The sequence below is a fragment of the Bacillus paramycoides genome, assembly GCF_038971285.1.
Lineage (GTDB): Bacteria > Bacillota > Bacilli > Bacillales > Bacillaceae_G > Bacillus_A.
Window position 1 is genome coordinate 1,342,219 of sequence record NZ_CP152427.1, and the last position, 26,217, is coordinate 1,368,435.

Genomic DNA, 26,217 nt, shown 5'->3' on the forward strand with positions numbered 1-26,217 from the left:
ATCCACCTTTCTTTTTCATTATGTTATACGTTTAAAGAAAAAATATGCATAAAGAAAACCGCCCTCTATCGTGAGCGGCGGTTTTCTATTGTATATTTTCTTTGCACTTGAAAGAGACGGATAAGAAGGAAGATGGCGCCAAATGCTAGACCGATAATAAGACCAATCCAATATCCTTTTGCTGCCCAGTCCGTATACGTTGCTAATACATAACCGAGAGGGAGACCGATTACCCAATAAGCGATTAATGTCATAATTAAGGAAACGTTTACGTCTTTATAACCACGTAGTGCACCTTGTACAGGAGTTGCAATTGCATCTGAAATTTGAAATAAAATCGCAAATATAAGAAATTCTTTTGCTAAATGATGAACTTGTACATCTGTCGTATAAATAGAAGCAATTTCATCATCAAAGAAGTAAAGAAGAATGGAATATAATAGGGCGAATGCAAGTGCTAAGCCAATCCCAATAAACCCATATTGTTTTGCGTTATTATATCGTTTCGCTCCAACTTCGAATCCAACAGCAATAGTCATTGCCATTGCTAAACTTAAAGGCGTCATATAGAGCAAGGAAGCGAAGTTCATAGCTGCTTGATGAGCTGCAATTGTTGTCGTACTAAAATTACTCATCATAAGTGTTACTGCAGCGAAAATACTCGTTTCAAAAAAGATAGCAAATCCGATAGGGACGCCAAGTTGTAAGAACTCTTTCCAACTAGAAAGAGAAGGGCGATATAACTGTTTAAAAATATGGAAAGATGCGAAAGGCTCTTTCGTACGAATAATCATAACGGTAATAATTAAAATGCACCAATAGGTTGCTGCAGAAGCAATTGCTGCTCCGACACCACCGAGTTTTGGAAAACCGAAATGACCAAAAATTAATACATAATTTAATACTACGTTAATAGGTAATGATAGTAATGTAATAATCATCGTTGTGCGAGTTTTTCCTAATGCATCAATAAATCCACGTAAAACAGTGTAAGTAAATAAAGGAATAATTCCAATTGCGATAATACTTAAAAATTGTGCTGCAATACGTTCCACCGGTTCTTCTAATCGCATGCCATTTAAAATGGGTGTAACAGCGAAGAATCCAATAAGGATAACGACGAAGCTAGCGCAAATTGCTAAATAGACTGCTTGTATGACGACTTGGGGAACATCTTCTTTTTTCTTGGATCCAACGAGTTGCGCAACAATTGGAGTTGTAGCCATCAAAATACCTGTTAATCCCGTACTAACTGGAATCCATATACTCGTTCCGATAGCAACACCTGCTAAATCAATAGGACTTGCATGCCCTGACATTGTTGTATCAAAAAAACTCATTGCAAATAATGACATTTGTGTTACGAAAATCGGAAAAAATAGTAATACAAATTGCTTTAATTTTTGTGAGAATGTACTAGTTTCTTTCATAAAATCTCCTTTCTACGTAAAAAAGAAAACTCTTACTATCATACAATTTAATCAAAAAATAGAAAAGGAATAAGCTTATTAAAACTACGGTTTGCTATAAAAAAGGATGCACTTTGAAAGGGGATAAGGTATTATGGTAAGGTATGAAAAAATTACATATTATTAGTTATTAAGGAGGCACTACTCGTGGCTGATTGGTTAATTGGAATAATCATGGGTGCTGTTGAAGGTTTAACAGAGTTTTTACCAGTATCATCAACAGGACATATGATTTTAACAGGTCATTTACTTGGATTTGACGACGAGAGAGCGAAAGTTTTCGAAGTTGTTATTCAATTGGGATCGATTTTAGCAGTTGTTGTTATATTTTGGAAACGTTTATGGTCTTTAGTAGGTATAGGGAAAGTAACAGACGGACCATCGTTAAATTTATTACATATTATTATCGGAATGATTCCTGCCGGCGTACTTGGCGTATTATTCCATAGTGCGATTAAAGAAGTTTTATTTGGGCCAGGCCCAGTTGTCATTAGCTTAGTGGCTGGTGGTATTTTAATGATTGTTGCTGAGAAGTTTTCGAAACCAAGTACAGCAAGAACATTAGATGAAATCACATATAAGCAAGCATTTACAATTGGAATGTTCCAATGTTTAGCACTTTGGCCAGGATTTTCTCGTTCTGGATCTACAATAAGTGGTGGTTTATTAGCTCGCGTGTCACATACAGCGGCAGCTGAATATACATTCATTTTAGCAGTACCAATGATGGTAGCTGCAAGTGGCTTAGATTTAATTAAAAGCTGGGATATATTAAGTGCGGCTGATATACCGTTATTTGCAACAGGATTTATTACAGCATTCGTTGTTGCGATGCTTGCAATTGTTTCATTCTTAAAATTATTATCTCGTGTAAAACTAACACCGTTTGCTTACTATCGTTTCATTTTAGCTGCGGTATTCTATTTCTTCATTATGTAATAAAAAAAACTGCCGAGTTCGGCAGTTTTTTTTTATTTTACTACTTTTTCCATCATGCTTTCCATTACGTGTTCCCAAAGAGAGGTATCATCCGCTAATGTAGCACGGAAATTAGCGTACATTTCTTTTTGTTTCTCTTCGAATGTTGGATCTTCTTTTTCAGGCAATGTAGCGCGCATTGAAGTTACTAATTCTTGTACTTTTGGAGCACGTGGCCCCCAAACGGCTTGTTCATTTCCATCTTTATCAATGAAAATAAAGATTGGAATCGCACGTGCTGTTCCATTTGTTAAATATTGATCCATTAATTCTAAGTTTTCATCGCGAATTAATAATGACATATCAATATTTGCAACTTCAGAAATTCGTTTCATAACAGGTACGCATAAAAGAGCGTCACCACACCAATCAGCTGTTAATACGATAACACGCCAACCATCATTTTGGCGTTCTTCTAATACAGGAAGTAATTCATTTGGAATTAAAAAGTTATTGTAAATGTGCAGTAGCTCGTATTGATTTACTTTCATTTCATTTACATATGTATCAAAGGACATACCTTTATCAGCCCATTGTTGTAAGTTCATAAGTAACACCTCTTTAGTATGATTTGCTTTCATTGTACCAATTTTTATATAGAAAAGCTTGTATTCTTACTCTTTCTTGTCGCTTAATAATTTATTTAATAGGAAAAGGAATAGTACGACACATAATTCAGCTATGTTGGACAGTTGTACGCTTTCTATCCAATCGTCAGTGGTATGAATGACGAACCAATCTAGCGTAATTTCAATAATTGCGAACAGAGTAATAGAAAGCCAATTTGGCATGTTTTGTGTCATTGGATATAGCAGTGCCTTGAAGAAACTGAAGATGAAAAATATAATACCGTCTAAGAAAGTAATTAATAAAAAAAATAGAAGTAAGGCAGTGCGCGACCTATACTCTACACCAGTAATATGAAAGATTCCTACATATACAAAAAATATAAATGCAAAAATTATAATGAGGAACAGAATAACAAAACCAATAATCAAAGTTTTATCTTTTAGATTGAAATTCGAAAATTTATCTTCTTCACCCACTATTCCAACTCCTTTTTTTGGAAATTCAACTTCATTTTATCATGAAATGTCTATTGAAAAACTACGAATTATGGGAAAATAAGATGACAAAAAGTAAGATTTCATGTAAGATTATTAATAAGGTTTTTATTTAACTAAATGAAATAAAAGGAGCTGTCAAAGTTGTCTCAAAATCGAGAGCAATTAATGGAAGAACTATCGACAAATGTTTTTGCTATGTTCCGCACGTTGCGTAATGATATTGGAAAAATATTTGGTGGTTACATACCATGGAATGAGTTCATCGTCCTTAGAATATTGAATCGCACGAATAAAGAAATGGTATCACGTGTAGCGAATGAGCTAAATGTGTCGAATAGTCATATTACAGCTGTTACAGAAAAATTAATTAATAAAGGTTTTGTAACTCGTTCACGTTCTACGTCAGATCGCCGAGTTGTATATTTAGAAATCACAGAACAAGGAAAAGATTTAGTTGCGAAAATGGAAGGCGCGAAAAAACAATATTTACAAGAAAGATTCTCTATGCTTTCAGAAGAAGAAATGAATATAATGATATCTATTTCTAAAAAACTTATTTAATTCATTATAAGTAAGAAAACGCTTACGTAGTAAAGGAGAAGCCCTTCCTTATATGAGGAAGGGCTTCTTTCGTATGTAAAAGATTATAAAAAAGAAAATATGTAACATACTACTAGTAAAGGAAGGGGGCAGAAATATGACTAATCGAAATGGTAGTAAAGGGAGCGGAAATCAAGGCTCACCGAAATCAGGTCAATTTCAGCAAGAGTTTAGCACTGAATTTGAGACTGGTAATGATAACAAAGGAAAAGAATATCGTTCGAAAAAAGGAAGTAAATCAAAAAAGGAGTGAAATGATTCACTCCTTTTTTGATTTAAGATGCTGCAGATTGATCTGTATTATATTTTTCTTCTGATTTTGCAACAATCATTGCGCAAATTGCATCACCAGAAATGTTTACAGCTGTTCGTGACATATCTAGAATACGGTCAATACCGATAATTAAGGCAATGCCTTCTACTGGTAGATTTACTTGATTTAAAACCATCGTCAGCATTACGAGTCCAACACCTGGTACACCAGCAGTGCCGATACTAGCTAGTACAGCAGTTAATACGACGACGGCTAATTGGTAAATAGTAAGCTCGACCCCGTATACTTGAGCGATAAACACAGTTGCTACGCCTTGCATAATGGCAGTACCATCCATATTAATCGTTGCACCTAGTGGTTGTACAAAAGAACTTATCGCTTTTGGAACGCCAAGTTTTTCTTGTGCGGTTTTCATTGCAAATGGAAGAGATGCGTTAGAGCTAGATGTACTAAATCCGATTGCCATGACCGGTCCGAAATGTTTAAAGAAACGGACAATACTTTCTTTTGCTAATACCTTTAATAATCCACCATAGACGAAAACGCCGTGAATAATAAGTACTAGCATAACGACAATCATATACTTGAACATCGCAGCGACGCCAGCAAGACCCATTTTACCAACGGACGAAGCAAGCAACCCGAATGTTCCAATTGGAGCTAATTTCATAACGAGATTCACGAGATACATCATTAATTCGTTGCCCTGTTCAAGTAATGAATGAATACCTTGGACACGTTTTCCTAAAATAGCTATACCAAGTCCAATTAATACGGCAAAGGCAATAATTTGTAACATGTTGCCATCAGCCATCGCTTTTGCTGGGTTATCTGGTACGATATTTAGCACTGTATCGACAAAAGATGTTTCGTTTTTTGCACCTTCATATTTAAGCCCTTCGGTTTTAAAGTTTCCGCCAGATCCTGGTTGTATAATAAGTGCGAATGTAACTGCAATGGAAATCGCAACGGCTGTAGTTACAAGAAAGAATGAAATTGATTTTAAGCCGATTCTTCCAAGTTGCTTCGGGTCTCCAAGCCCAGCAGCTCCAAGCACGATAGATATAAATACAACGGGAACAACTAGCATTTTAATGAGGCGAATAAACAATTGACCAAGTGGATTGAACACATATTGATTTAATGGTTCAAAAATGGATGGCGCAGCTAAATTTAAAGTGAGTCCGACAACTAAACCGAGAAATAATGCAATTAAAATTGCTTTTGTTTGTTTCAATATACCCCCCCTTATTTTTGTGAAATTACTTTCTACATTAATTGTACCGAAAAACTACCTATTTTGACAATATTTTCTGAATATTTTGCATAAAAACAATCTATTTAAATATAGATTGTTTTTACTAAAGTAAGCAGAGAAAGTTAAATAATCTATTTAGAAAACAAAATAGACCATCACATAGGATGGTCTAGGGAAGGGGACAATTTATGTCAATTTAATTAGGGATGGAAGTTGTTCAAGACACTGGGGAATGTCTTATAAATTAGGGAGGAACAACTTCGATATATATACTATAAAATGTGGATGTGACGCCCGTGTGAACATAGAGTGAAAGAGAGAGGGAGTTTTCGATAAAAAATAGAGTAAACAAAAAAATAAGACCATCGCAAATGATGGCCTAAGGAAGGGGACAATTTATGTCAATTTAATTAGGGATGGAAGTTGTTCAAGACACTGGGGAATGTCTTATAAATTAGGGAGGAACAACTTCGATACATATACTATAAAAGGTAGATGTGACCCTGATGTGAACATAGAGTGAAAGAGAGAGGGAGTTTTCCATAAAAAATAAAGTAAACAAAAAAATAAGACCATCGCAAATGATGGCCTAAGGAAGAGGACAATTTATGTCAATTTAATTAGGGATGGAAAGCTGTTCAAGACACTGGGGAATGTCTTATAAATTAGGGAGGAACAGCTCCGATACATATACTATAAAAGGTGGATGTGACCAGGGTGTGAACATAGAGTGAAAGGTATGAGAATTTGAGAAATGATAGATATGAAGTTGTTGCTGTAAGAGTTATACAGTAAAGAAAGAGAATAGAAGGTTTCATTTATAAGAGGAAATGAAGTGCGAATATAAATAAAAGTTGAAAACTATGGAAAAAAGGATTATGCTCAACTATATTATAAGAGTATAAGGTTTATCCCACTATGTAAGGTTTCTTATAAGCCTTTAGTTATGAGGGGAAAAAGGGAGTTAGTGAATATGGAAGTAACAAAAAGACAAGGGCTGTATAATCGTTTTATACGATTAAATCCACCACAAATATTAGCATTAGGTTTTTTCTGCTTAATTGTGGTTGGCGGTTTATTATTAAAGTTACCATTCGCAACGAAAGTACATATTAGTTGGGTAGATGCTTTCTTTACGGCAACGTCAGCAGCAACTGTAACGGGATTAGGAGTAGTAGATACTGCAAGTACGTTTACGATGTTTGGCGAAATTGTAATTATGTTTTTAATTCAAACAGGTGGTCTAGGTCTTATGACGATTGCCATTTTAATTGTTTGGGTATTAGGTAAAAAAATTGGATTACGCCATCGCTTATTAATTGGGGAGGCATTTAATCAGACGAATATAGGTGGTCTCGTAAAATTAGTAAAACGTGTCTTTATATTTTCAATTTGTATTGAGTTGATTGGAGTTATCTTTTTATCATTTCGCTTTATTCCAGAGTTTGGCTTTGGAAAAGGTATATATTATAGTATTTTTCACGTAATCGCATCTTATAATAATGCCGGATTTGCTCTATGGTCAGATAATTTAACGAGGTATGTAGGAGATCCTATTATTAATATTGGGATCTGCTCTTTAATCGTAATAGGTGGTCTCGGTTTTACTGTATTAATTGATATATGGTATAGCCGTAGTTTTCGAAAATTATCGCTTCATTCCAAAATTATGATTGTTGGAACAGTAGTGCTAAATGTGATAGCGATGATTGTGATTTTTGTATTGGAATATAATAATGTGAAGACGTTAGGGAATTTACCTTTAAATGAAAAGTTATGGGCTTCTTTTTTCCAAGGTATTACTCCTCGTACTGCTGGATTTAATACAGTTGACTACGGGGGGATGGAAGAATCATCTATATTATTTACGATGGTTTTAATGTTTATTGGTGCAGGAAGTGTATCAACAGGTGGAGGGATTAAATTAACAACGTTTGTTATTTTAGTTACATCTGTCCTTTCTTTCTTTAGAAAGAAAGAGGAAATTGTATTATTTCAGCGCACAATAAAAATGTCGACAGTAACGAGAGCGTTAGCGATTGCTGTTGCCAGTCAAATTCTCATTTTTGCAGCAGTATTTGTATTAATGCTAACAGAAAATTTCAGTTTTATTCAGTTACTATTTGAAACAATTTCAGCATTTGGTACAGTAGGATTAACGATGGGGATTACTGCAAAGTTATCAGCGTTTGGAAAATGTATTATTATGTTTGTTATGTTTTGCGGATTAATTGGACCGTTAACACTTGTCTTTTCTTTAGCGCGACCAGCAAAACAAAAAATTAAATATCCATCGGAAGATGTATTTACAGGATAAGGTATCCCGCATAAGCGAGATACCTTTTTCTTTTTAAAAAAGAGAGAACAATAATCCGATAAGTGCTACTCGGAATAAAATTGCAATGAGTGCTGCAATTCCGCCGACTATCGCAGCGATACCACCAGTTACAGTAGCTCCGCGATTATAAGCGTAAATACCTAGTAATACAGAAACAAGACCAAATAATGTTGGGAAGGTAAAGAGTGATAAGATAGATAAGGCAAGAGCGATAAAGCCAGCAGTTGATCCAGCGGCGGACGATCTTACATCATCATTATGTTCCTTCTCGTCGTAATCATAATCAATACGCTGTGGTGCAACCTCAGCTGCATATTCTTCTTTATAGTCACTATCTATTCTATCTCTTTTTTTATACTCATCAAATTTCTCAGTCAAAGTCATGACTCCTTTCATAGCAAGGTTCAATAGTAGTATGTATCTCTTTTTCTTTTTTATCCCGCTTTAATGGGCAGTAAGCCCCCACCTCAAAATTCAGCGAAAGCAAAGAAATTAGGTGGGGATCGGGCTGCCCATAAAAGTCCGATTGGTGAGGGCTAATAATCAGTGGGGGATGAAGAAAACCCCCACTGATTAAAGTTTCACTTTATCCGAGTATGTACAGGGAGTCATATCAATTTAAAAAGTGGAGATTGTTTTTTTGAAATAGTAAAAGTTAGTATGACTTCCTCTATTTTGGAAAGTATAAAAAAGAATAATGAGGAAAGGGTGCAATACATAATGGAACATCCAATTGAAAATTTAATGAAAACAGCAATGACAAATTTAAAAGAGATGGTAGATGTAAATACAATTGTTGGAAGTCCGGTTTCAACGGCTGACGGAAATGTAGTATTAACAGTATCTCAAGTAGCTTTCGGTTTTGGAGCTGGCGGAAGTGACTTTAAAGGTGATTTTATTTCTGAAAAACATAAGAACGGACAAGGGCAACATAAAGAGCACAAACAAAGTCATCCATTTGGAGGCGGGAGCGGGGCTGGGGTTTCTATTAGTCCAGTTGCTTTTTTAGTAGTTGGTTCTAACGGTGTGCAAGTATTGCACCTCAATAGTAGTACACATTTAATTGAGAAGGCTTTAAATACTGTACCAAGCACTGTAGATAAATTTGTAAATAATCGTCAAAAGTGAACTTGCATTTTTTAGGAATTATGATATATTAGAAAAAGTGCGCTTTAGAATGATCGGAATAAATGAACTGTAAATATATATGATGTGTGGAATAAGGGAGAGGAATTTATGATTAATATCAAAAACTTAGTAGTTGGCTTATGTATGTTAGTAAGCGGCTTTGTTGTATATGTAATAAAAGAAAAAGCTCCATTCTAAAACAGACAAACCGTTACTGTCTGTTTTAAATTTGCGAAAAATATTGACAAGTTATTGTATTGGTGTTATAATTTTAATTCGTGTCTCGGTTACAGCTAGTGTAAAGTAAATAAATCTTATAAATATAATACGAAAAGTTTGCGAAAGATCGGGTAATCTTACCAACAACTTTTGTGAACAAACCCTATAAATTATAATTGTAGGCTTTATAGGTATACTAGTGAATCAAGGAGCGGTCAGTGGAACCGTAATGATGAGAGAGAGGTAGGGCTTTCATCCAGTATATGTTACTTTCCCGTTAGGTGAATATAAAAAAGAGGACTCCTTTTTAAAAGGAGTCCTCTTTCTTTTTGTAAAATAAATTTAAGTACGGCTCTCAACTTGCTGACAAATTTCATCCGTTGTTAAACCATGAGCTGTAATTACCGATCCTTTAATTGATGTATCTGCAATCCCTAACATATTCGAATTTTGCCCAGTTACAACACAACAATCGCAGCCTTGTGCATCCTTTTCGGAGTTAAGGGTAACAACTTCATGCCCTTGTTGCTGAAGAGCTTGCTGAACATCTGTTAATGAGTTTTCAACACCGATTCTAGCCATAATTCTCACCTCCTACCATCTAGTTACTAGTATGCTCAAGTACATCGCATATATTTATGCAAAGATGGTAGGAAACATATATTTATCTGCTATTTACGGGTAGTTTGATTAAAGTTTCACTTTATTTAGTCGTTATATACACCAGTAAGCATTTGACTTACGAATTGATCATTTAAAGTATCTTGAGCGGAAGAAGTATTTGAATGGATGCCGATTGAAGCAATAAAATTATTATGTTCTTTATTATTTGGTTCTACCTCTACATAGTTATCGAATTTACAAAAACCTTTCGTATCCATTAGATCAAATAGTTGAAGCATTTCTACTACCTCTTGTCTCGTTCCTTTAATTTGTACACACGCCATATTGATTTCCTCCTTCATTTTGACAAATTGTTTTTTAAAAATAGGATTATGATTCCGAAATGAAAAATATGAATGTTATTTTTAGACATCGTTATTTTTATTATTTTCCCCCTTTTTCAGCAAAAGTCGTTGTATATTCCCGAATTTATAAAAACGGACGCCCGTTTATTGAATAAAATAGATTCGTATCAATTGATGAAAATCCTTCTTTTAAACAAATATTTTTTTAGTGAAAATTGACGAAAAAAAATTTTTGACTTTTTGTAAACGTTAACAATGCTGTTGAATCAATATAATCAAAGATGTACGTACGATTAAAAATTATAAATTTTCTAAAAATTAACTTGATTTATTTAGAAAGGAGAGTAAACTAGGAAACAATAAAAAATTCATAGAACATAGGAGGCGCTTTCCAGTGAACGAGCAATGGATTTTCTTAAATGGAGAATTTGTTCCAAAAGACGAGGCAAAAGTATCAGTATATGATCATGGTTATTTATATGGAGATGGAGTATTTGAAGGAATTAGAGTTTATAGCGGTAATGTTTTCCGTTTGAGAGAGCATCTTGTCCGGTTATATGAATCAGCAAAATCCATCATGTTAGAAATTCCATATTCTTTAGATGAAGTAACAAATATTGTTGTTGAGACGATTCGACAAAATAAATTATTTAATGGATACATTCGCCTAGTTGTATCGCGAGGAGCAGGAAATCTTGGATTAGATCCTGATTCCTGTAAGAAACCGAATGTAGTAGTAATAGCAGAGCAACTATCTTTATTCCCACAAGAATATTATGAAAAAGGGATTCCAGTTGTAACAGTTGCAACGCGCCGAAACCGTCCAGATGTATTGTCGCCTCAAGTAAAATCTTTAAATTACTTAAACAATATTTTAGTTCGCATCGAAGCGAAATTGGCTGGGGTACAAGAAGCGCTTATGTTAAATGATCAAGGATATGTAGCTGAAGGCTCAGGGGATAACGTATTTATTGTAAAAGGAAATAAATTAATTACACCACCAAGTTCTGCTGGAGCGTTAGAAGGTATTACACGAAACGCTATTTTAGAAATTGGTGAAAAACTTGGATATGAAGTTAGAGAAGAGTTATTTACAAGACATGATGTATATGTAGCTGATGAAGTATTTTTAACAGGAACAGCAGCTGAAGTAATTGCCGTTACGACAGTAGATGGTAGAACGATTGGTTTAGGGCAAACGGGTCCACATACGAATCGTTTATTAGAAGAATTCCGAAAGTTAGTTATAGAAGATGGAGAGAAAATTTACGAAGAAAATAAAGTTGGATAATAACTCTTTATAACATAAGAAAGCGTTGATAGGGAGGAGTAGTTGATTGTGAAGCCTCACAGAGAGTCGGTGGTTGCTGAAAACCGATGGTTCACGTCGACGAACATCGCCCTTGAGTGCTAAGCTGAAGTATTTGTCTAGGCTTAGACGGTAGCTCCGTTATTAGCTAGACTCATTTATGGGTCACTGAGGCAAGAGTATTCTTGCAAAGAAGGGTGGTACCGCGAAATCTTTCGTCCCTTCAGCACATAGCTGGAGTGTGGACGTAGGATTTTTTTTATTGATAAAAGTTTTCAAAAAGGGGGCTTATAAGAACTATGTCTTCAAAAACGGAAGAGAAACTGGCAACTGGTGCACAGCTATTGTTAGAAGCGCTAGAAAAAGAAGGGGTAGAAGTGATTTTCGGTTATCCTGGTGGTGCTGTTTTACCTCTTTATGATGCGCTCTATGACTGTGAAATTCCGCATATTTTAACAAGGCATGAGCAAGGAGCGATTCACGCAGCTGAAGGATATGCCAGAATTACTGGAAATCCAGGGGTTGTAATTGCAACGAGTGGACCAGGTGCTACAAATGTGATTACTGGTTTAGCGGATGCGATGATTGATTCACTACCACTTGTTGTATTTACAGGGCAAGTAGCAACAACGTTAATTGGAAGTGATGCTTTCCAAGAAGCGGATATTATGGGGCTTACGATGCCGGTGACAAAACATAACTATCAAGTGCGAAAGGCTTCAGATTTACCTCGTATTATTAAAGAAGCATTTCATATTGCTAGAACAGGAAGACCAGGCCCAGTCGTTATCGATCTTCCGAAAGATATGGTAGTAGAGCAAGGAGAACGATGTAGCGATGTGCAAATGGATTTACCAGGATACAACCCAAATTATGAACCAAATTTACTCCAAATAAACAAATTATTACAAGCAATTAGAGTTGCAAATAAGCCGTTAATTTTAGCTGGAGCAGGTGTATTGCATGCGAAAGCATCAAAAGAGTTAACAAGTTTTGCTCGTAAATATGAAATTCCTGTTGTGCATACATTACTTGGTCTCGGTGGCTTTCCACCAGATGATGAACTATTTCTAGGAATGGGAGGAATGCATGGTTCTTACACAGCCAATATGGCGTTATATGAATGTGACTTACTCATTAATGTAGGTGCAAGATTTGATGATCGGCTTACAGGGAATTTAGCTTATTTTGCTAAAGGGGCCACTGTTGCACATATCGATATCGATCCAGCAGAAATCGGAAAAAATGTGTCGACTGAAATTCCTATTGTTGCAAGTGCTAAACGGGCATTGGAAGTATTACTTCAACCAGAAGGGGGAAAAGAAAATCATCATGAATGGATCGCTTTATTAAAGGGGAGAAAAGAACGATATCCATTCTCTTATAAAAGAAACTCTGAAAGTATTAAGCCTCAATACGCAATTGACATGTTATATGAAATTACGAAGGGAGAAGCGATTGTAACAACAGATGTTGGGCAACATCAAATGTGGGCAGCCCAATATTATCCGCTGAAAAATCCAGATAAATGGGTAACTTCAGGAGGATTAGGGACGATGGGATTCGGATTTCCAGCAGCAATTGGTGCGCAAATTGCAAAGCCTGAAGAACTAGTTATTGCAATTGTCGGTGACGCTGGATTTCAAATGACGCTGCAAGAATTAAGTGTATTAAAAGAACACTCTCTACCTGTTAAAGTATTTATTTTAAATAATGAAGCTTTAGGAATGGTAAGACAATGGCAAGATGAATTTTATAATCAAAGATACTCGCACTCTTTACTATCGTGTCAACCCGATTTCGTCGCTCTTGCGAATGCGTATGGCATAAAAGGAGTTCGCATAGATGATCCACTTCTTGCAAAGAAGCAAATACAGCATGCGATTGAATTACAAGAACCGGTCGTAATTGATTGCCGTGTCCTTCAATCAGAAAAGGTAATGCCGATGGTTGCCCCAGGGAAAGGTGTTCACCAAATGGAGGGAGTGGAAAAAAGGTGAAGAGAATTGTTATAGCGACAGTTCGAAATCAAAGCGGTGTGTTAAACCGAATTACAGGTGTTATGACACGAAGACATTTTAATATTGAAAGCATTTCAGTAGGTCATACGGAATCATCGGACATATCGCGGATGACGATTGTTGTACACGTTGAAAATGAACAGCAAGTAGAGCAGTTAATTAAACAACTTCATAAGCAAATTGATGTTCTGAAAGTATCAGATATTACAGAAGAAGCGATGATAGCAAGAGAACTCGCACTTATTAAAGTAGCAACATCAGTAGCAAGAGCAGAATTATACAGTTTAATTGAGCCATTTCGAGCCACTGTAATAGATGTTGGGAAGGATTCCATAGTTGTGCAAGTAACAGGTACACAGGAGAAAGTAGAAGCGTTAATTGAATTACTTCGTCCATACGGTTTGAAAGAGATTGCTAGAACAGGTGTAACAGCATTTACACGCAGTATGAAAAAGCAAGATAAGCAAGTGATGTTAATTCAATAATCATTTAAATATAGGGGGAAATGAAAATGGCAAAAGTTTATTATGAGAAAGATGTAACGGTAAATGTATTAAAAGAAAAGAAAGTAGCAATCATCGGATACGGCTCGCAAGGTCATGCGCATGCGCAAAATTTACGTGATAACGGATTTGATGTAGTAGTAGGTTTAAGAAAAGGGAAGTCTTGGGATAAAGCAAAAGAAGATGGATTTTCTGTATATACAGTAGCAGAAGCGGCAAAGCAGGCTGATGTAGTAATGATTTTACTACCGGATGAACTGCAACCAGAAGTATATGAAGCGGAAATTGCACCAAATTTAAAGGCAGGAAATTCTCTCGTTTTTGCACACGGATTTAATGTTCACTTTGATCAAGTGAAACCACCAGCGAATGTAGATGTATTTTTAGTAGCACCAAAAGGGCCAGGACATTTAGTTCGTCGTACGTTTGCTGAAGGAGGAGCTGTTCCGGCACTATTTGCAGTATACCAAGATGCAACAGGAGTTGCGAATGAAAAGGCACTTTCTTATGCTGATGGAATTGGAGCGACGAGAGCGGGCGTATTAGAAACGACATTTAAAGAAGAAACGGAAACAGATTTATTTGGAGAGCAAGCTGTACTTTGTGGCGGAGTAACTGCGCTAGTAAAAGCTGGATTTGAAACGTTAGTTGATGCCGGATATCAGCCGGAACTTGCATATTTTGAATGTTTACACGAACTAAAACTAATCGTTGACCTTATGTATGAAGGTGGACTTGAAAATATGAGATATTCTGTTTCAGATACAGCGCAGTGGGGCGACTTCGTATCAGGACCACGCGTTGTAACGGAAGATACGAAGAAAGCGATGGGAGTAGTGCTAGCAGAAATTCAAGATGGTACATTTGCAAGAGGCTGGATTGCAGAGCATAAAGCAGGAAAACCGAATTTCCGTGCGACAAATAAGAAAGAGAATGAACATGAACTCGAAGTAGTTGGACGTAAATTACGTGAAATGATGCCTTTCGTACAGCCGCGAGTAAAGGCAGGGGTTAAATAATATGAAGCAGATTTTGTTCATGGATACGACGCTACGTGATGGCGAACAATCACCAGGAGTGAATTTAAATGAACAAGAGAAATTGCAAATTGCAAGGCAATTAGAGAGACTAGGGATTCATGTCATGGAAGCTGGCTTTGCAGCAGCTTCCGAAGGGGATTTTCAATCGGTGAAACGCATCGCAAATACGATTCAAAATGCTACAGTTATGAGTTTAGCTAGAGCGAAAGAAAGTGATATTCGAAGAGCGTATGAAGCTGTGAAAGGTGCTGTATCTCCTCGTTTACATGTATTTTTAGCTACGAGTGATATTCATATGAAGTATAAACTTTGTATGTCAAAAGAAGATGTATTAGATAGTATTCATCATTCCGTTACACTTGGAAAATCATTATTTCCGACAGTGCAATTTTCTGCAGAAGATGCGACAAGAACATCAAGAGACTTTTTAGCTGAAGCGATAGAAGTTGCAATTCGTGCAGGAGCGAATGTAATTAACATTCCAGATACAGTTGGGTATACGAATCCAGAAGAATATTATTCTCTTTTTAAATATTTACAAGAATCTGTTCCTTCATATGAAAAAGCAATTTTCTCTTGTCATTGTCATGATGATCTTGGGATGGCTGTAGCCAATTCATTAGCTGCAGTTGAAGGCGGAGCGTTGCAAGTAGAAGGAACAATTAATGGGATTGGAGAAAGAGCAGGGAATGCGGCGTTAGAAGAGGTTGCAGTTGCTCTTCATATTAGAAAAGATTTCTATAAGGCGGAGCCTTCTATGACGCTAAAAGAAATTAAAGCGACGAGTACATTAGTAAGTAGATTAACAGGTATGGTTGTACCGAAAAATAAAGCGATCGTCGGAGCAAATGCGTTCGCTCATGAATCAGGCATTCATCAAGATGGTGTTTTAAAAGAAGTGACAACATATGAAATTATTGAACCAGAGTTAGTAGGTGAATCTCAAAACCTATTCGTACTTGGAAAACATTCTGGCCGTCACGCGTTTACAGAAAAAATGAAAGAGCTTGGCTATGAATTTACAACGGAAGAACGAGATGCAGTGTTTGAAGCGTTTAAAAAATTAGCTGATCGTAAAAAGGAAATTACGGAGGAAGATTTACGTGCACTTATGCTTGGGGAAGCAGCATTTGCGGCTCAGCAATATAACATTACCCAACTGCAAGTACATTTCGTGTCAAATAGTACACAATGTGCGACAGTTGTACTAAAAGATGAGGAAGGAAATGTATACGAAGATGCAGCTACTGGTTCTGGTAGTATTGAAGCGATTTATAATGCGATTCAAAGGATTTTAGGATTAGAATGTGAATTGGCAGATTATCGCATACAATCTATTACACAAGGTCAAGATGCACTGGCTCATGTTCATGTTGAATTAAAAGAAGGAACGCATCAAGTATCAGGTTTTGGTGTGGCACAAGATGTATTGGAAGCGTCGGCAAGAGCATATGTCCATGCAGCGGGGAAATTGAAATCTTTTATCCAGCTTGTGAAATAAATGGTTGATAGGTGAGAGAAGCTTCTCTTACCTATCATAAATGTTCTGAAAAATCAATTAAAAGGAGTGTTGAAATTGGAAAAACGTATTGTTTGTTTAGCTGGTGACGGTGTTGGCCCGGAAGTTATGGAAAGTGCGAAGGAAGTATTGCATATGGTAGAGAGGTTATATGGGCATCATTTTCATTTGCAAGATGAGTACTTCGGCGGGAGTGCTATTGATTTAAATGGGCAACCATTACCACAACGAACGCTTGCCGCCTGTTTAGCAAGTGATGCGGTTTTACTAGGAGCAGTTGGTGGACCAAGGTGGGATAGTGCGAAAGAAAGGCCAGAGAAAGGATTATTAGCTTTAAGAAAAGGACTTGGTGTATTTGCGAACGTTCGCCCTGTAACGGTAGAAAGTGCAACGGCACATTTATCGCCATTAAAAAAGGCTGACGAAATTGATTTCGTTGTCGTTCGTGAATTAACAGGCGGAATTTATTTTTCTTATCCGAAAGAACGAACGGACGAAGTAGCAACAGATACACTTACGTATCATCGCCATGAAATTGAACGTATCGTTTCTTATGCTTTTCAATTAGCGAGTAAGCGAAAGAAAAAAGTAACATCTATTGATAAGGCGAATGTTTTAGAATCTAGTAAACTATGGAGAACTGTGACAGAAGAAGTAGCACTTCGTTATCCAGACGTTGAACTAGAACATATTTTAGTAGATGCCGCTGCTATGGAGTTAATTCGAAATCCAGGACGATTTGATGTAATTGTAACGGAAAATTTATTTGGAGATATTTTGAGTGACGAGGCTTCTGTATTAGCTGGATCATTAGGGATGCTTCCATCAGCAAGCCATGCGGAAAAGGGACCTTCATTATACGAGCCTATTCATGGGTCAGCGCCGGATATTGCCGGGAAAAATAAGGCGAATCCAATTGCCATGATGCGCTCTGTTGCCATGATGCTTGGGCAATCGTTCGGATTAACGAGAGAAGGGTGTGCAATTGAAGAAGCAATTTCCGCAGTCCTTAAATTAGGGAAATGTACAGCAGATATCGGGGGGATTGAAACGACAACTTCATTTACGAAGGCAGTTATGCAAGAAATGGAAGAACAAGCGTTAGTAGGGAGAGGAAGATAATGGGGAAAAGGTTGCTAGATAAACTTTGGGAAAGACACGTAGTTACGACAAACGAAAATGGATTGGATTTATTATATATCGATCTGCATCTTGTTCACGAAGTAACGTCACCGCAAGCCTTTGAAGGCTTGCGGCTTACAAATCGAATGGTTCGCAGACCAGATTTAACATTCGCAACGATGGATCATAATATTCCAACGAAAGATGTTTGGAATATTACCGATCGCATTGCGAAGCAGCAACTAGACACACTTCGGGAAAATTGTAAACAATTTAAGGTGCCATTAGCGGATATCGGAGATGAAGAGCAAGGGATCGTTCATGTTATCGGGCCAGAGCTAGGGCTCACGCAGCCAGGAAAAACAATTGTTTGTGGTGATAGTCATACAGCAACGCATGGTGCGTTTGGCGCACTAGCATTTGGCATTGGTACGAGTGAAGTGGAACATGTATTGGCAACGCAAACATTGTGGCAAAGAAAACCGCAAGCGATGGGCATTGAGTTAAAAGGAAAATTACAAAAAGGTGTTTACGCAAAAGATATTATTTTGCATCTCCTTTCAAAGTACGGTGTAGCAGTTGGAACTGGATACGTAATGGAATTTTACGGAGAGACCATTGAGGCTATGGAAATGGAAGAGAGAATGACGCTTTGTAATATGGCAATTGAAGGAGGCGCAAAAGCGGGTATTATCGCGCCAGATGAAAAAACATTTGCTTACGTAAAAGGGCGTAAATATGCACCGAAAGACTATGAAACTTTCGAGGAGAAATGGTCTGAGCTTTATACAGATGCAGATGCAATGTATGATTTACATATTTCAATTGATGTTACGACTTTAGCGCCGTATGTTACGTGGGGAACAAATCCGAGTATGGGTGTTCGTATTGATGAAAAGTTGCCAGAAAAGCATGACGCAAATGATGAAAGAGCATTTTCTTATATGGGATTAAGCCCTGGACAAAGCACGTATGACATTCCAATTCAGCATGTTTTCATTGGGTCTTGTACAAATTCTAGACTTTCTGATTTAGAAATTGCTGCATCTGTTGTGAAAGGGAGAAAGGTAAAAGAAGGTGTACGAGCGCTCGTTGTACCTGGATCAAAAAGAGTAAGAGAAGCTGCGATGAAAAAAGGACTACATCACATATTTGAAGAAGCTGGGTTTGAATGGAGAGAACCTGGATGTTCCATGTGTCTTGGAATGAATCCAGATCAAGTGCCTGAAGGAGAACATTGTGCTTCAACTTCAAATCGTAATTTTGAAGGAAGACAAGGAAAAGGAGCACGAACACATTTAGTTAGCCCAGCAATGGCGGCAGCAGCTGCGTTATATGGTCATTTTGTTGATACTAGAAAGGAGAGTTATGATGGAGCCATTTCGTATTCATAAAGGTACCGTGGCAGTACTGATGAATGATAATATTGATACAGATCAAATTATTCCGAAGCAATATTTAAAGAGAATTGAAAGGATGGGATTTGGAAAATATTTATTTGATGAGTGGCGTTATGATAATAACCGTCATGAAAATCCTAATTTTCCGCTTAATGCACAAGATAGAAAAGGGGCAAGTATATTAATTACAGGAGATAATTTTGGTTGCGGTTCTTCAAGAGAACATGCACCTTGGGCACTTGCTGATTATGGTTTCCGCGCTATTATCGCCGGAGGATTTGCAGATATTTTTTATATGAATTGTATGAAAAATGGTATGTTACCAATTGTAATGGATAAAGAAATGCGTGAAAAACTTTCCCAAACGGATGCGAGAGAGCAAATAGAAGTAGATTTAGAGAATGAAGTTATTACAACGAGTACGCACAGGTTTCATTTTACAATCGAAAAAATGTGGAAAGAGAAATTACTAAATGGTTTAGATGAAATTAGTATTACAATGCAGTATGAACAAGAAATAAAAGAGTATGAAAGAAGGGTAGCTGTATATTAAGAGATAACGGAATATTTAAAATGTATTTACATTCAGAATTAAGTGTTATATACTATGTAAAAATTAGAGGAGAAAGGGAGTAGGTATTATGAAAACAATACAATCTATTAAAATGCTTACACAACTACATCATCATACATAAAGCCCTTGAACCTAGCGTGAAAACGTGTAGGTGCAAGGGTTATTCCCGTTGTACCTACACTCTAATAAAGAGCCTTGTAGGTATATTTTATCTACAAGGCTCTTTTTATTTTCGGTTTAGGAGCATGAAATAGGCATACATTAGAAAAGGAAAGGTGTGAGAATTTCGATGACAAAATGGAAACGTGCAAATCCAAATGGAACGAGAGATTATTTATTCGAAGAATGTACGTTAATTGAAGAAGTAGAACAAAAATTAAGGCGTACTTTTTTAGAGAGAGGTTATGAAGAAATAAGGACACCAACAATAGAATTTTATGATGTGTTTGCCTTTCAAAATAGACCGATAGATGAAGAAAAGATGTATAAATTTTTTGATGAAAAGGGACGGATTATTGTATTACGTCCTGATATGACAATTCCTTTAGCGAGAGTGATCGGAACACAGAGGTGTGATACGCCACTTAAAGTGACGTATAGCGGGAATGTATTTCGAGCGAATGAGTCTCTTACTGGAAAATATAATGAAATTGTGCAAAGTGGTATTGAAATTATCGGAATTGATAATGTAAGAGCTGAAATTGAATGTGTCATAAGCGTCATTCAATCACTTCAAAAGTTGAAAGTGCAATCTTTTACAATAGAGATTGGGCAAGTGCAGTTATATAAATGTATTGTCAAAAAGCTCTCCATTCATGAGGAAGAGGAGAGAATACTTAGAACATACATTGAAAGTAAAAATTATGCCGCTCTATCAAATTTTATTAGAGAAAAGAAATTAGATCGATGTGATGAAACAGTAAGATTACTAGAGAAATTACCAAGGTTATTTGGGAATTTAGAAGTGATTGAGGAAGCAGAAAAACTCGCCTCAAGTAATGAAATGAAAATGGCCATCGCAAGGGTGAAAGAAATATATGAAGCAATTGAAAAGCTAGGCTATGGATCGTACATATCCATTGATTTAGGTATGATTCAACATTTGGATTATTATACAGGTGTTATTTTCAAAGGGTATATATACGAAATTGGAGAAGAAATTGTTAGTGGCGGAAGGTATGATGAGTTGATTGGAAATTTTGGAGAAATGCTGCCGGCTGTTGGACTCGCGGTGCAAGTCAATCAAATTGTGAAGGCGCTACAAGAGCAACAAGAACCATATGAACGAAAGAGAATAGATATTATGATTCATTATGAGTTAAATAGATTAGCAGAAGCGGAACGATTGCGAAATTTACTTCAAAAGGACGGGAAAAAAGTAGAGCTATCTTTATTCTCAAATATAAATAGAACCTTTCAATTTGCAAGAAAACATCAAATAGTAACGGTCGTTGAGGCAAAGAATGAATCGTTGGTGGAATATGTATGGAACGAGAACTGGGTAGTCCAGAAAGAAGGGGAAACTTCATGCGTAACATTCAAATTGCGTTAACGAAAGGAAGATTAGAAAAACATGTGATTCCGCTCTTTGAGCAAATTGGAATTGATTGTTCAGAGCTCAAAAATAAAGGACGAAAGCTAGTCTTTCAAAGTAAAAATACAGATATATCATTTATTTTAGTAAAAGCAGTAGATGTTGCTACTTATGTAGAACATGGAGTAGCTGATATTGGGGTCGTTGGCAAAGATGTTTTAATGGAAAACGAGAAAGATATTTATGAAATGTTGGATTTAGGAGTAGGCGTGTGTAAGTTTTGTGTTGCTTCTATTCCTACTTATAACCCGAAGAGCTACCGGAAGAAACGTATTGCGACGAAATATCCACATATTACTTCTAACTATTTTCATGATAAAGGAGAGGATGTAGAAATTATAAAAATAGAAGGTTCTGTAGAAATCGCTCCTATTCTTGGATTGGCAGATGCCGTTGTTGATATTGTTGAAACAGGAAAAACATTACAAGAAAACGGGCTCGTTGTATTTGAAGAAATGTGTTCTATATCCGCTCGAATGATTGTAAATAAAGCCGCATTAAAAACTAAAAAAGACGAAATATTCAGTATTATAAATATGATGGAACAAGAAATTTTATCAGGAAAATAGGGGGATTAAAATGGAAATCGTTTATGAAGATTTTCAAAAGGCGTTATTAAAAATAAAATTGCTACGAGAAAACGCTAATATAATAGAAGAAACTGTTCAAAGAAATGTAAATGAAATTGTTAGAAATGTAAGGGAGAGTAGGGATGAGGCCCTATCTTTTTATACAAAAAAGTTTGATGGTGTAAAGATGAAAGAGTTTCGTGTAAGTGAAGAAGAAATAAAACGAGCGGGTATGTTTGTAGAGAATTCATTTTTAGAAGCGTTACAAGAAGCGAAGAAAAACATTATTTCATATCACGAAAAGCAAAAAAGGCAATCCATATTCGATTGTGAGAGTAATGGCATCATTAGAGGACAAATCATTCGGCCGTTAGAGAATGTAGGTGTATATGTGCCAGGCGGAACTGCTTCGTATCCTTCGTCAGTATTAATGAATGTATTGCCAGCAAAACTCGCTGGTGTGAAAAAAATTGTAATGGTAACACCGCCGAGGGAAGGAGGAATTGATCCGCATATTTTAGTTGCTTCAAGCCTTGCAGGAGTAGATGAAATTTATACGATAGGCGGCGCGCAAGCAATTGCTGCTTTAGCATACGGGACGGAATCGATTCCGAAAGTGGATAAAATAGTTGGACCGGGAAATTTGTACGTCGCTCTGGCAAAACGAGAAGTATACGGGATAGTAAATATTGATATGATTGCCGGACCGTCAGAAATTGTAGTTATCGCTGATGAAACCGGCAATGCAAAATATATTGCTGCTGATTTATTATCACAAGCAGAACATGACGTGAGAGCAACAGCAATTTGTATTACAACGAATATTGAGTTAGCAAAAGAGGTAGAAAAAGAGATAGAAAGACAGTTAGAAACATTACCAAGAAGCGAAATTGCACGTGAATCGATAAATAGAAATGGAGCCATTTTTATCATTCCTTCTTTAAATGAGGCGCTACAATTATCCAATGAAATCGCTCCAGAACATTTAGAGTTACATATAAAAGAACCGATGAATGCTCTAGCTTATGTGAAACATGCAGGATCTATCTTTCTTGGACCATATGCACCGGAACCACTCGGTGATTATTTAGCAGGACCGAATCATGTGTTACCGACAAGTGGAACAGCAAGATTTTTCTCACCGTTATCAGTCGATGATTTCGTGAAAAAATCAAGCTTCTTGTCTTATACGGAGAACGCGTTAAGAGATGTACAACATCATATTGTAGAACTTGCCAATAAAGAAGGGTTACATGCGCATGCGAGAGCAATTCAAATAAGATTTGAGGAGGAAGAATGATGCGCGAGTCTAGTCAAATACGTGAGACGACAGAAACAAAAATAAAATTAAGTTTACAGCTTGATGAAGGAAAGGATGTTTCTGTACAAACGGGAGTTGGATTTTTTGATCATATGCTAACTTTATTTGCAAGGCATGGAAGATTCGGTTTGCAAGTGGAGGCAGAAGGTGATGTTTTCGTTGATGCGCATCATACAGTTGAAGATGTTGGGATTGTACTCGGAAATTGTTTGAAAGAAGCATTGCAAAGTAAAGAGGGGATTAATAGGTACGGCTCAGCATATGTACCGATGGATGAGTCCTTAGGTTTTGTCGCAATTGATATAAGCGGGCGCTCATATATTGTATTTCAAGGAGAATTAACGAATCCGAAGCTTGGGGATTTTGATACAGAATTAACGGAAGAGTTTTTTAGGGCGGTTGCGCATGCTGCCAATATTACATTACATGCTCGCATTTTATACGGAAGCAATACACATCACAAAATTGAAGCGTTATTTAAAGCGTTTGGTAGAGCGCTTAGAGAAGCAGTCGAAAGAAATGCCAACATTACTGGTGTAAATTCAACGAAAGGGATGTTGTAATTGATTGCCATTATAGATTATGGAATGGGAAATATTCGTAGTGTAGAACAAGCATTAAAGCATATTGGAGCAGCGTATATCGTAACGAGTGAGAAAGAAGAAATCTTTAGAAGTGATGGAGTAATTTTGCCAGGAGTAGGTGCATTTCCAAAGGCGATGAATGTATTGGAAGAAAGAGATTTAGTATGTGTGTTAAAAGAATTCGGGCGTTCAGGAAAACCGCTTCTAGGCATTTGTTTAGGAATGCAGCTTTTATTTGAAAAAAGTGAGGAACTACAAGATTGTAACGGATTAAGTTTATTGCCAGGTGTTATTCGAAAGTTAAAGGTTCCTTATAAGATTCCACATATGGGATGGAATGAGTTAAAGAAAGAGGGAGAAATAGCACTTTGGAATGGAGTAGAGGATGGTTCTTTCGTATATTATGTCCACTCTTATTACGCAGATTGTCCAAATGAAATTGTGTATGGAATAAGTGAATATGGATTGAAAGTACCTGGTTTTGTAGCAAAAGAAAGTATATATGGCGCACAGTTTCATCCTGAAAAGAGTGGTGACATAGGAATGCAAATGTTGAAAAATTTCAAAGGAGTGGTAGAAGCATGGAAATCTTCCCAGCTATCGATTTAAAAGAGGGCCGCTGCGTTAGACTTTATCAAGGAGAGTTTAGTAAAGAAACAGTAATGAATGAAGATCCGGTTGCGCAAGCGATTATATTTGAAAAATTTGGAGCGAAACGGTTGCACATTGTTGATTTAGATGGTGCAGTTGCTGGCGAGTCGTTAAACTTGTCCGTCATTGAAAGAATTTGTAAGGCAGTATGTATTCCTGTACAAGTTGGAGGAGGAATTCGATCGCTTATAGCGGTAGAAAAGCTATTGTCAGTAGGGGTAGATAAAGTAATTTTAGGAACAGCCGCTCTTTATGATAAGGCATTTTTAGAAGAAGCGGTTCTTCTATATGAAGAAAAAATCATTGTTGGCATTGATGCGAAAAATGGTTTCGTAGCAACGAGAGGCTGGCTTGATATGTCTGAAATTTCTTACATTGATTTAGCAAAGCAAATGGAGAATATAGGTGTTCAAACAATTGTGTTTACAGACATTTCGAAAGACGGGACACTTGCAGGGCCGAATATAGAGCAATTGGAGTTACTACAAAAAAGCGTTGCTATTCGTCTTATTGCTTCTGGAGGAGTAGCATCTATTCAAGATGTGAAAAAATTAAATGATATGAATATATACGGCGTCATAATTGGTAAGGCTCTTTACCAGAAAACGATTGATTTAGAAGAAGTACTAGAGGTAACAAAGTTATGTTAGCGAAACGAATTATTCCTTGTTTAGATGTGAAAGAAGGGCGAGTCGTAAAGGGAGTAAATTTTATAGGATTACAAGACGTCGGTGATCCGGTTGAAATAGCCGCTTTATATAATGAGGCGGGAGCAGATGAAATAGTATTTTTAGATATTACGGCAACGCATGAAGGACGAAAGACGATTATAGATGTTGTAGAAAAAACAGCTTCAAAAGTATTTATTCCTCTTACAGTTGGCGGGGGGATTTCAAGTGTTAAAGATATGTACAATTTACTAAGAGCGGGAGCAGATAAAATTTCAATTAACTCAGCGGCAGTGCGAAATCCAAAATTAATTGAAGAAGGAGCAGAACACTTTGGCTCACAATGTATTGTCGTCGCAATTGATGCTAGAAAAGTAACAGAAGGTAAGTGGAATGTATATGTGAACGGTGGAAGAGTTGATACAGGAATGGATGCCATCTGGTGGGCAAAGCGCGTTACCGAGCTAGGCGCAGGGGAAATTTTACTAACGAGTATGGATGCAGATGGAACGAAAAATGGATATGACCTTCGCTTAACAGAAGAAATTTCAAAAAGCGTTTCCGTACCAGTCATCGCGTCAGGCGGGTGTGGTCATGCAGATCACATTATAGAAGTTTTTCAAAAGACAACAGTTGATGCAGCGTTAGCGGCATCAATCTTTCATTATGGTGAGGCGACAATGCAGGATGTAAAGAGAAAATTAAGAAATGCAAACATCGAGGTGCGGTTATGAAACCTAACTTTTCAAAAGGATTACTACCAACAGTTGTAATTGAAGAAGGTACAAAAGAAGTTTTAATGCTAGCTTATATGAATGAAGAAGCATATGAAAAAACGTTAGAAACGAAAAGAACTTGGTTTTATTCTCGGTCAAGAAAGTCGTTATGGAATAAAGGGGAAACATCAGGGAATATCCAATATGTGCAATCTCTTTATTTAGATTGTGATCAAGATTCAATTGTTGTTGTCGTAAAGCAAGTAGGACCTGCATGTCATACGGGAGAAAAAACATGTTTTCATTACAAAATTATATAGGGGGATA

At 36.7% G+C, this 26,217-nt stretch carries 29 protein-coding genes, 1 pseudogene and 1 other annotated feature; of the genes and pseudogenes, 23 read left to right on the top strand and 7 right to left on the bottom strand.

The features are described 5' to 3' along the window. Positions 1 to 65 precede the first annotated feature (65 nt). Positions 66 to 1,430, bottom strand: coding sequence for an MATE family efflux transporter (locus AAG068_RS06980; RefSeq protein WP_342718690.1), 1,365 nt, complete (start codon positions 1,428 to 1,430; stop codon positions 66 to 68). A 186-nt stretch (positions 1,431 to 1,616) separates the two neighbouring features. Between AAG068_RS06980 and uppP the strand changes: the two genes are divergently transcribed. Next, complete coding sequence (gene uppP, locus AAG068_RS06985; protein ID WP_000796248.1) at positions 1,617 to 2,408, top strand: bacitracin resistance undecaprenyl-diphosphatase; 792 nt, start codon at positions 1,617 to 1,619, stop codon at positions 2,406 to 2,408. A gap of 32 nt (positions 2,409 to 2,440) precedes the next feature. Here uppP and AAG068_RS06990 read toward each other — a convergent pair whose 3' ends face one another. Continuing rightward, entirely contained in the window at positions 2,441 to 3,028 is a 588-nt protein-coding gene (locus AAG068_RS06990; protein WP_003266558.1) for a thioredoxin family protein, read from the bottom strand. Between the two features lie 33 nt (positions 3,029 to 3,061). Beyond that, complete coding sequence (locus AAG068_RS06995) at positions 3,062 to 3,493, bottom strand: YrvL family regulatory protein (protein WP_342718693.1); 432 nt, start codon at positions 3,491 to 3,493, stop codon at positions 3,062 to 3,064. Between the two features lie 162 nt (positions 3,494 to 3,655). On the opposite strand from AAG068_RS06995, the gene AAG068_RS07000 reads away from it, so the two are divergent. Then, positions 3,656 to 4,075, top strand: coding sequence for a MarR family winged helix-turn-helix transcriptional regulator (locus AAG068_RS07000; protein WP_127813637.1), 420 nt, complete (start codon positions 3,656 to 3,658; stop codon positions 4,073 to 4,075). A gap of 136 nt (positions 4,076 to 4,211) precedes the next feature. Then, a complete protein-coding gene (locus AAG068_RS07005; protein WP_000184933.1) occupies positions 4,212 to 4,367 on the top strand; it encodes a hypothetical protein in 156 nt (51 codons plus the stop codon). 22 nt (positions 4,368 to 4,389) lie between these two features. On the opposite strand, the gene AAG068_RS07010 is transcribed toward AAG068_RS07005, so the two are convergent. Beyond that, positions 4,390 to 5,625: a dicarboxylate/amino acid:cation symporter gene (locus AAG068_RS07010; protein WP_342718695.1), complete on the bottom strand. Its 1,236-nt coding sequence runs from the start codon at positions 5,623 to 5,625 to the stop codon at positions 4,390 to 4,392. Positions 5,626 to 6,619: 994 nt separating this feature from the next. Here AAG068_RS07010 and AAG068_RS07015 point away from each other — a divergent pair. Then, positions 6,620 to 7,963: a TrkH family potassium uptake protein gene (locus AAG068_RS07015; protein ID WP_342718696.1), complete on the top strand. Its 1,344-nt coding sequence runs from the start codon at positions 6,620 to 6,622 to the stop codon at positions 7,961 to 7,963. Positions 7,964 to 7,996: 33 nt separating this feature from the next. Here the strand turns inward: AAG068_RS07015 and AAG068_RS07020 are convergent, their stop codons facing one another. Then, positions 7,997 to 8,380, bottom strand: coding sequence for an imidazole glycerol phosphate synthase (locus AAG068_RS07020; protein ID WP_342718697.1), 384 nt, complete (start codon positions 8,378 to 8,380; stop codon positions 7,997 to 7,999). A gap of 264 nt (positions 8,381 to 8,644) precedes the next feature. Here AAG068_RS07020 and ytfJ point away from each other — a divergent pair, with 264 nt between their 5' ends. After that, a complete protein-coding gene (gene ytfJ / locus AAG068_RS07025) occupies positions 8,645 to 9,112 on the top strand; it encodes a GerW family sporulation protein (RefSeq protein WP_002071000.1) in 468 nt (155 codons plus the stop codon). 108 nt (positions 9,113 to 9,220) lie between these two features. Beyond that, positions 9,221 to 9,310 carry a hypothetical protein gene (locus tag AAG068_RS07030; protein WP_000608225.1) on the top strand — a complete coding sequence of 30 codons (90 nt, stop codon included), beginning with the start codon at positions 9,221 to 9,223 and terminating at the stop codon, positions 9,308 to 9,310. 363 nt (positions 9,311 to 9,673) lie between these two features. On the opposite strand, the gene AAG068_RS07035 is transcribed toward AAG068_RS07030, so the two are convergent. Continuing rightward, the gene (locus AAG068_RS07035) at positions 9,674 to 9,913 is read right to left on the bottom strand and encodes a YkuS family protein (RefSeq protein ID WP_342718700.1); all 240 of its coding nucleotides are present in this window, start codon (positions 9,911 to 9,913) and stop codon (positions 9,674 to 9,676) included. Positions 9,914 to 10,038: 125 nt separating this feature from the next. Next, on the bottom strand, positions 10,039 to 10,278 hold the full coding sequence (locus tag AAG068_RS07040) for a DUF3911 family protein (protein WP_071744815.1): 240 nt from the start codon (positions 10,276 to 10,278) through the stop codon (positions 10,039 to 10,041). A 59-nt stretch (positions 10,279 to 10,337) separates the two neighbouring features. Here AAG068_RS07040 and AAG068_RS29925 point away from each other — a divergent pair. The 17 genes and pseudogenes from AAG068_RS29925 to hisI all read left to right on the top strand — a co-directional run bounded on the left by AAG068_RS29925 (position 10,338) and on the right by hisI (position 26,210). Continuing rightward, positions 10,338 to 10,574, top strand: a pseudogene (locus AAG068_RS29925) (hypothetical protein). Positions 10,575 to 10,693: 119 nt separating this feature from the next. Then, a complete protein-coding gene (gene ilvE, locus AAG068_RS07045; RefSeq protein ID WP_342718701.1) occupies positions 10,694 to 11,590 on the top strand; it encodes a branched-chain-amino-acid transaminase in 897 nt (298 codons plus the stop codon). Between the two features lie 16 nt (positions 11,591 to 11,606). Continuing rightward, positions 11,607 to 11,834 (top strand) — a binding site (T-box leader). Between the two features lie 73 nt (positions 11,835 to 11,907). Beyond that, a complete protein-coding gene (ilvB, locus tag AAG068_RS07050; protein WP_342718702.1) occupies positions 11,908 to 13,608 on the top strand; it encodes an acetolactate synthase large subunit in 1,701 nt (566 codons plus the stop codon). Continuing rightward, complete coding sequence (ilvN, locus tag AAG068_RS07055; RefSeq protein ID WP_166689579.1) at positions 13,605 to 14,114, top strand: acetolactate synthase small subunit; 510 nt, start codon at positions 13,605 to 13,607, stop codon at positions 14,112 to 14,114. The genes ilvB and ilvN overlap by 4 nt, the downstream gene beginning before the upstream one ends. 26 nt (positions 14,115 to 14,140) lie before the next feature. After that, the gene (gene ilvC, locus AAG068_RS07060; RefSeq protein ID WP_342718703.1) at positions 14,141 to 15,151 is read left to right on the top strand and encodes a ketol-acid reductoisomerase; all 1,011 of its coding nucleotides are present in this window, start codon (positions 14,141 to 14,143) and stop codon (positions 15,149 to 15,151) included. 1 nt (position 15,152) lies between these two features. Then, positions 15,153 to 16,673 carry a 2-isopropylmalate synthase gene (gene leuA / locus AAG068_RS07065; RefSeq protein WP_342718704.1) on the top strand — a complete coding sequence of 507 codons (1,521 nt, stop codon included), beginning with the start codon at positions 15,153 to 15,155 and terminating at the stop codon, positions 16,671 to 16,673. Positions 16,674 to 16,748: 75 nt separating this feature from the next. Then, positions 16,749 to 17,813: a 3-isopropylmalate dehydrogenase gene (leuB, locus tag AAG068_RS07070; protein ID WP_342718705.1), complete on the top strand. Its 1,065-nt coding sequence runs from the start codon at positions 16,749 to 16,751 to the stop codon at positions 17,811 to 17,813. Continuing rightward, on the top strand, positions 17,813 to 19,207 hold the full coding sequence (gene leuC / locus AAG068_RS07075; protein ID WP_342718706.1) for a 3-isopropylmalate dehydratase large subunit: 1,395 nt from the start codon (positions 17,813 to 17,815) through the stop codon (positions 19,205 to 19,207). The genes leuB and leuC overlap by 1 nt, the downstream gene beginning before the upstream one ends. Beyond that, positions 19,185 to 19,766 carry a 3-isopropylmalate dehydratase small subunit gene (gene leuD, locus AAG068_RS07080; RefSeq protein WP_342718707.1) on the top strand — a complete coding sequence of 194 codons (582 nt, stop codon included), beginning with the start codon at positions 19,185 to 19,187 and terminating at the stop codon, positions 19,764 to 19,766. Before leuC ends, leuD begins: the two co-directional genes overlap by 23 nt. 310 nt (positions 19,767 to 20,076) lie before the next feature. Next, positions 20,077 to 21,339: an ATP phosphoribosyltransferase regulatory subunit gene (hisZ, locus tag AAG068_RS07085; protein WP_342718708.1), complete on the top strand. Its 1,263-nt coding sequence runs from the start codon at positions 20,077 to 20,079 to the stop codon at positions 21,337 to 21,339. Then, on the top strand, positions 21,315 to 21,950 hold the full coding sequence (hisG, locus tag AAG068_RS07090) for an ATP phosphoribosyltransferase (protein ID WP_342718709.1): 636 nt from the start codon (positions 21,315 to 21,317) through the stop codon (positions 21,948 to 21,950). The genes hisZ and hisG overlap by 25 nt, the downstream gene beginning before the upstream one ends. A 10-nt stretch (positions 21,951 to 21,960) precedes the next feature. Then, on the top strand, positions 21,961 to 23,250 hold the full coding sequence (hisD, locus tag AAG068_RS07095) for a histidinol dehydrogenase (RefSeq protein ID WP_342718710.1): 1,290 nt from the start codon (positions 21,961 to 21,963) through the stop codon (positions 23,248 to 23,250). Beyond that, entirely contained in the window at positions 23,250 to 23,834 is a 585-nt protein-coding gene (gene hisB, locus AAG068_RS07100; RefSeq protein ID WP_342718711.1) for an imidazoleglycerol-phosphate dehydratase HisB, read from the top strand. Before hisD ends, hisB begins: the two co-directional genes overlap by 1 nt. After that, positions 23,835 to 24,464 (top strand): imidazole glycerol phosphate synthase subunit HisH, encoded by a 630-nt coding sequence (hisH, locus tag AAG068_RS07105; RefSeq protein ID WP_342718712.1) that lies wholly within the window; start codon positions 23,835 to 23,837, stop codon positions 24,462 to 24,464. Continuing rightward, complete coding sequence (gene hisA, locus AAG068_RS07110) at positions 24,437 to 25,156, top strand: 1-(5-phosphoribosyl)-5-[(5-phosphoribosylamino)methylideneamino]imidazole-4-carboxamide isomerase (protein WP_342718713.1); 720 nt, start codon at positions 24,437 to 24,439, stop codon at positions 25,154 to 25,156. The genes hisH and hisA overlap by 28 nt, the downstream gene beginning before the upstream one ends. Then, positions 25,150 to 25,908: an imidazoleglycerol phosphate synthase cyclase subunit gene (gene hisF / locus AAG068_RS07115; protein ID WP_342718714.1), complete on the top strand. Its 759-nt coding sequence runs from the start codon at positions 25,150 to 25,152 to the stop codon at positions 25,906 to 25,908. The genes hisA and hisF overlap by 7 nt, the downstream gene beginning before the upstream one ends. Further along, entirely contained in the window at positions 25,905 to 26,210 is a 306-nt protein-coding gene (gene hisI / locus AAG068_RS07120) for a phosphoribosyl-AMP cyclohydrolase (RefSeq protein ID WP_342718715.1), read from the top strand. The genes hisF and hisI overlap by 4 nt, the downstream gene beginning before the upstream one ends. The last annotated feature ends 7 nt before the right edge of the window (positions 26,211 to 26,217 follow it).

Bases quoted from the DNA above. Each gene is read 5' to 3' on its own strand.
- hisD (WP_342718710.1), top strand. From the start codon at position 21,961: ATGGAAATCGTTTATGAAGATTTTCAAAAGGCGTTATTAAAAATAAAA.
- leuD (WP_342718707.1), top strand. From the start codon at position 19,185: ATGGAGCCATTTCGTATTCATAAAGGTACCGTGGCAGTACTGATGAAT.
- ytfJ (WP_002071000.1), top strand. From the start codon at position 8,645: ATGACTTCCTCTATTTTGGAAAGTATAAAAAAGAATAATGAGGAAAGG.
- leuC (WP_342718706.1), top strand. From the start codon at position 17,813: ATGGGGAAAAGGTTGCTAGATAAACTTTGGGAAAGACACGTAGTTACG.
- hisA (WP_342718713.1), top strand. From the start codon at position 24,437: ATGGAAATCTTCCCAGCTATCGATTTAAAAGAGGGCCGCTGCGTTAGA.
- AAG068_RS07005 (WP_000184933.1), top strand. From the start codon at position 4,212: ATGACTAATCGAAATGGTAGTAAAGGGAGCGGAAATCAAGGCTCACCG.
- leuA (WP_342718704.1), top strand. From the start codon at position 15,153: ATGAAGCAGATTTTGTTCATGGATACGACGCTACGTGATGGCGAACAA.
- hisI (WP_342718715.1), top strand. From the start codon at position 25,905: ATGAAACCTAACTTTTCAAAAGGATTACTACCAACAGTTGTAATTGAA.
- AAG068_RS06980 (WP_342718690.1), bottom strand. From the start codon at position 1,430: ATGAAAGAAACTAGTACATTCTCACAAAAATTAAAGCAATTTGTATTA.
- hisZ (WP_342718708.1), top strand. From the start codon at position 20,077: ATGACAAAATGGAAACGTGCAAATCCAAATGGAACGAGAGATTATTTA.
- ilvC (WP_342718703.1), top strand. From the start codon at position 14,141: ATGGCAAAAGTTTATTATGAGAAAGATGTAACGGTAAATGTATTAAAA.
- AAG068_RS07030 (WP_000608225.1), top strand. From the start codon at position 9,221: ATGATTAATATCAAAAACTTAGTAGTTGGCTTATGTATGTTAGTAAGC.
- hisG (WP_342718709.1), top strand. From the start codon at position 21,315: ATGCGTAACATTCAAATTGCGTTAACGAAAGGAAGATTAGAAAAACAT.
- AAG068_RS07040 (WP_071744815.1), bottom strand. From the start codon at position 10,278: ATGGCGTGTGTACAAATTAAAGGAACGAGACAAGAGGTAGTAGAAATG.
- AAG068_RS06990 (WP_003266558.1), bottom strand. From the start codon at position 3,028: ATGAAAGCAAATCATACTAAAGAGGTGTTACTTATGAACTTACAACAA.
- hisF (WP_342718714.1), top strand. From the start codon at position 25,150: ATGTTAGCGAAACGAATTATTCCTTGTTTAGATGTGAAAGAAGGGCGA.
- AAG068_RS07020 (WP_342718697.1), bottom strand. From the start codon at position 8,380: ATGAAAGGAGTCATGACTTTGACTGAGAAATTTGATGAGTATAAAAAA.
- ilvB (WP_342718702.1), top strand. From the start codon at position 11,908: ATGTCTTCAAAAACGGAAGAGAAACTGGCAACTGGTGCACAGCTATTG.
- AAG068_RS07035 (WP_342718700.1), bottom strand. From the start codon at position 9,913: ATGGCTAGAATCGGTGTTGAAAACTCATTAACAGATGTTCAGCAAGCT.
- hisB (WP_342718711.1), top strand. From the start codon at position 23,250: ATGCGCGAGTCTAGTCAAATACGTGAGACGACAGAAACAAAAATAAAA.
- AAG068_RS07015 (WP_342718696.1), top strand. From the start codon at position 6,620: ATGGAAGTAACAAAAAGACAAGGGCTGTATAATCGTTTTATACGATTA.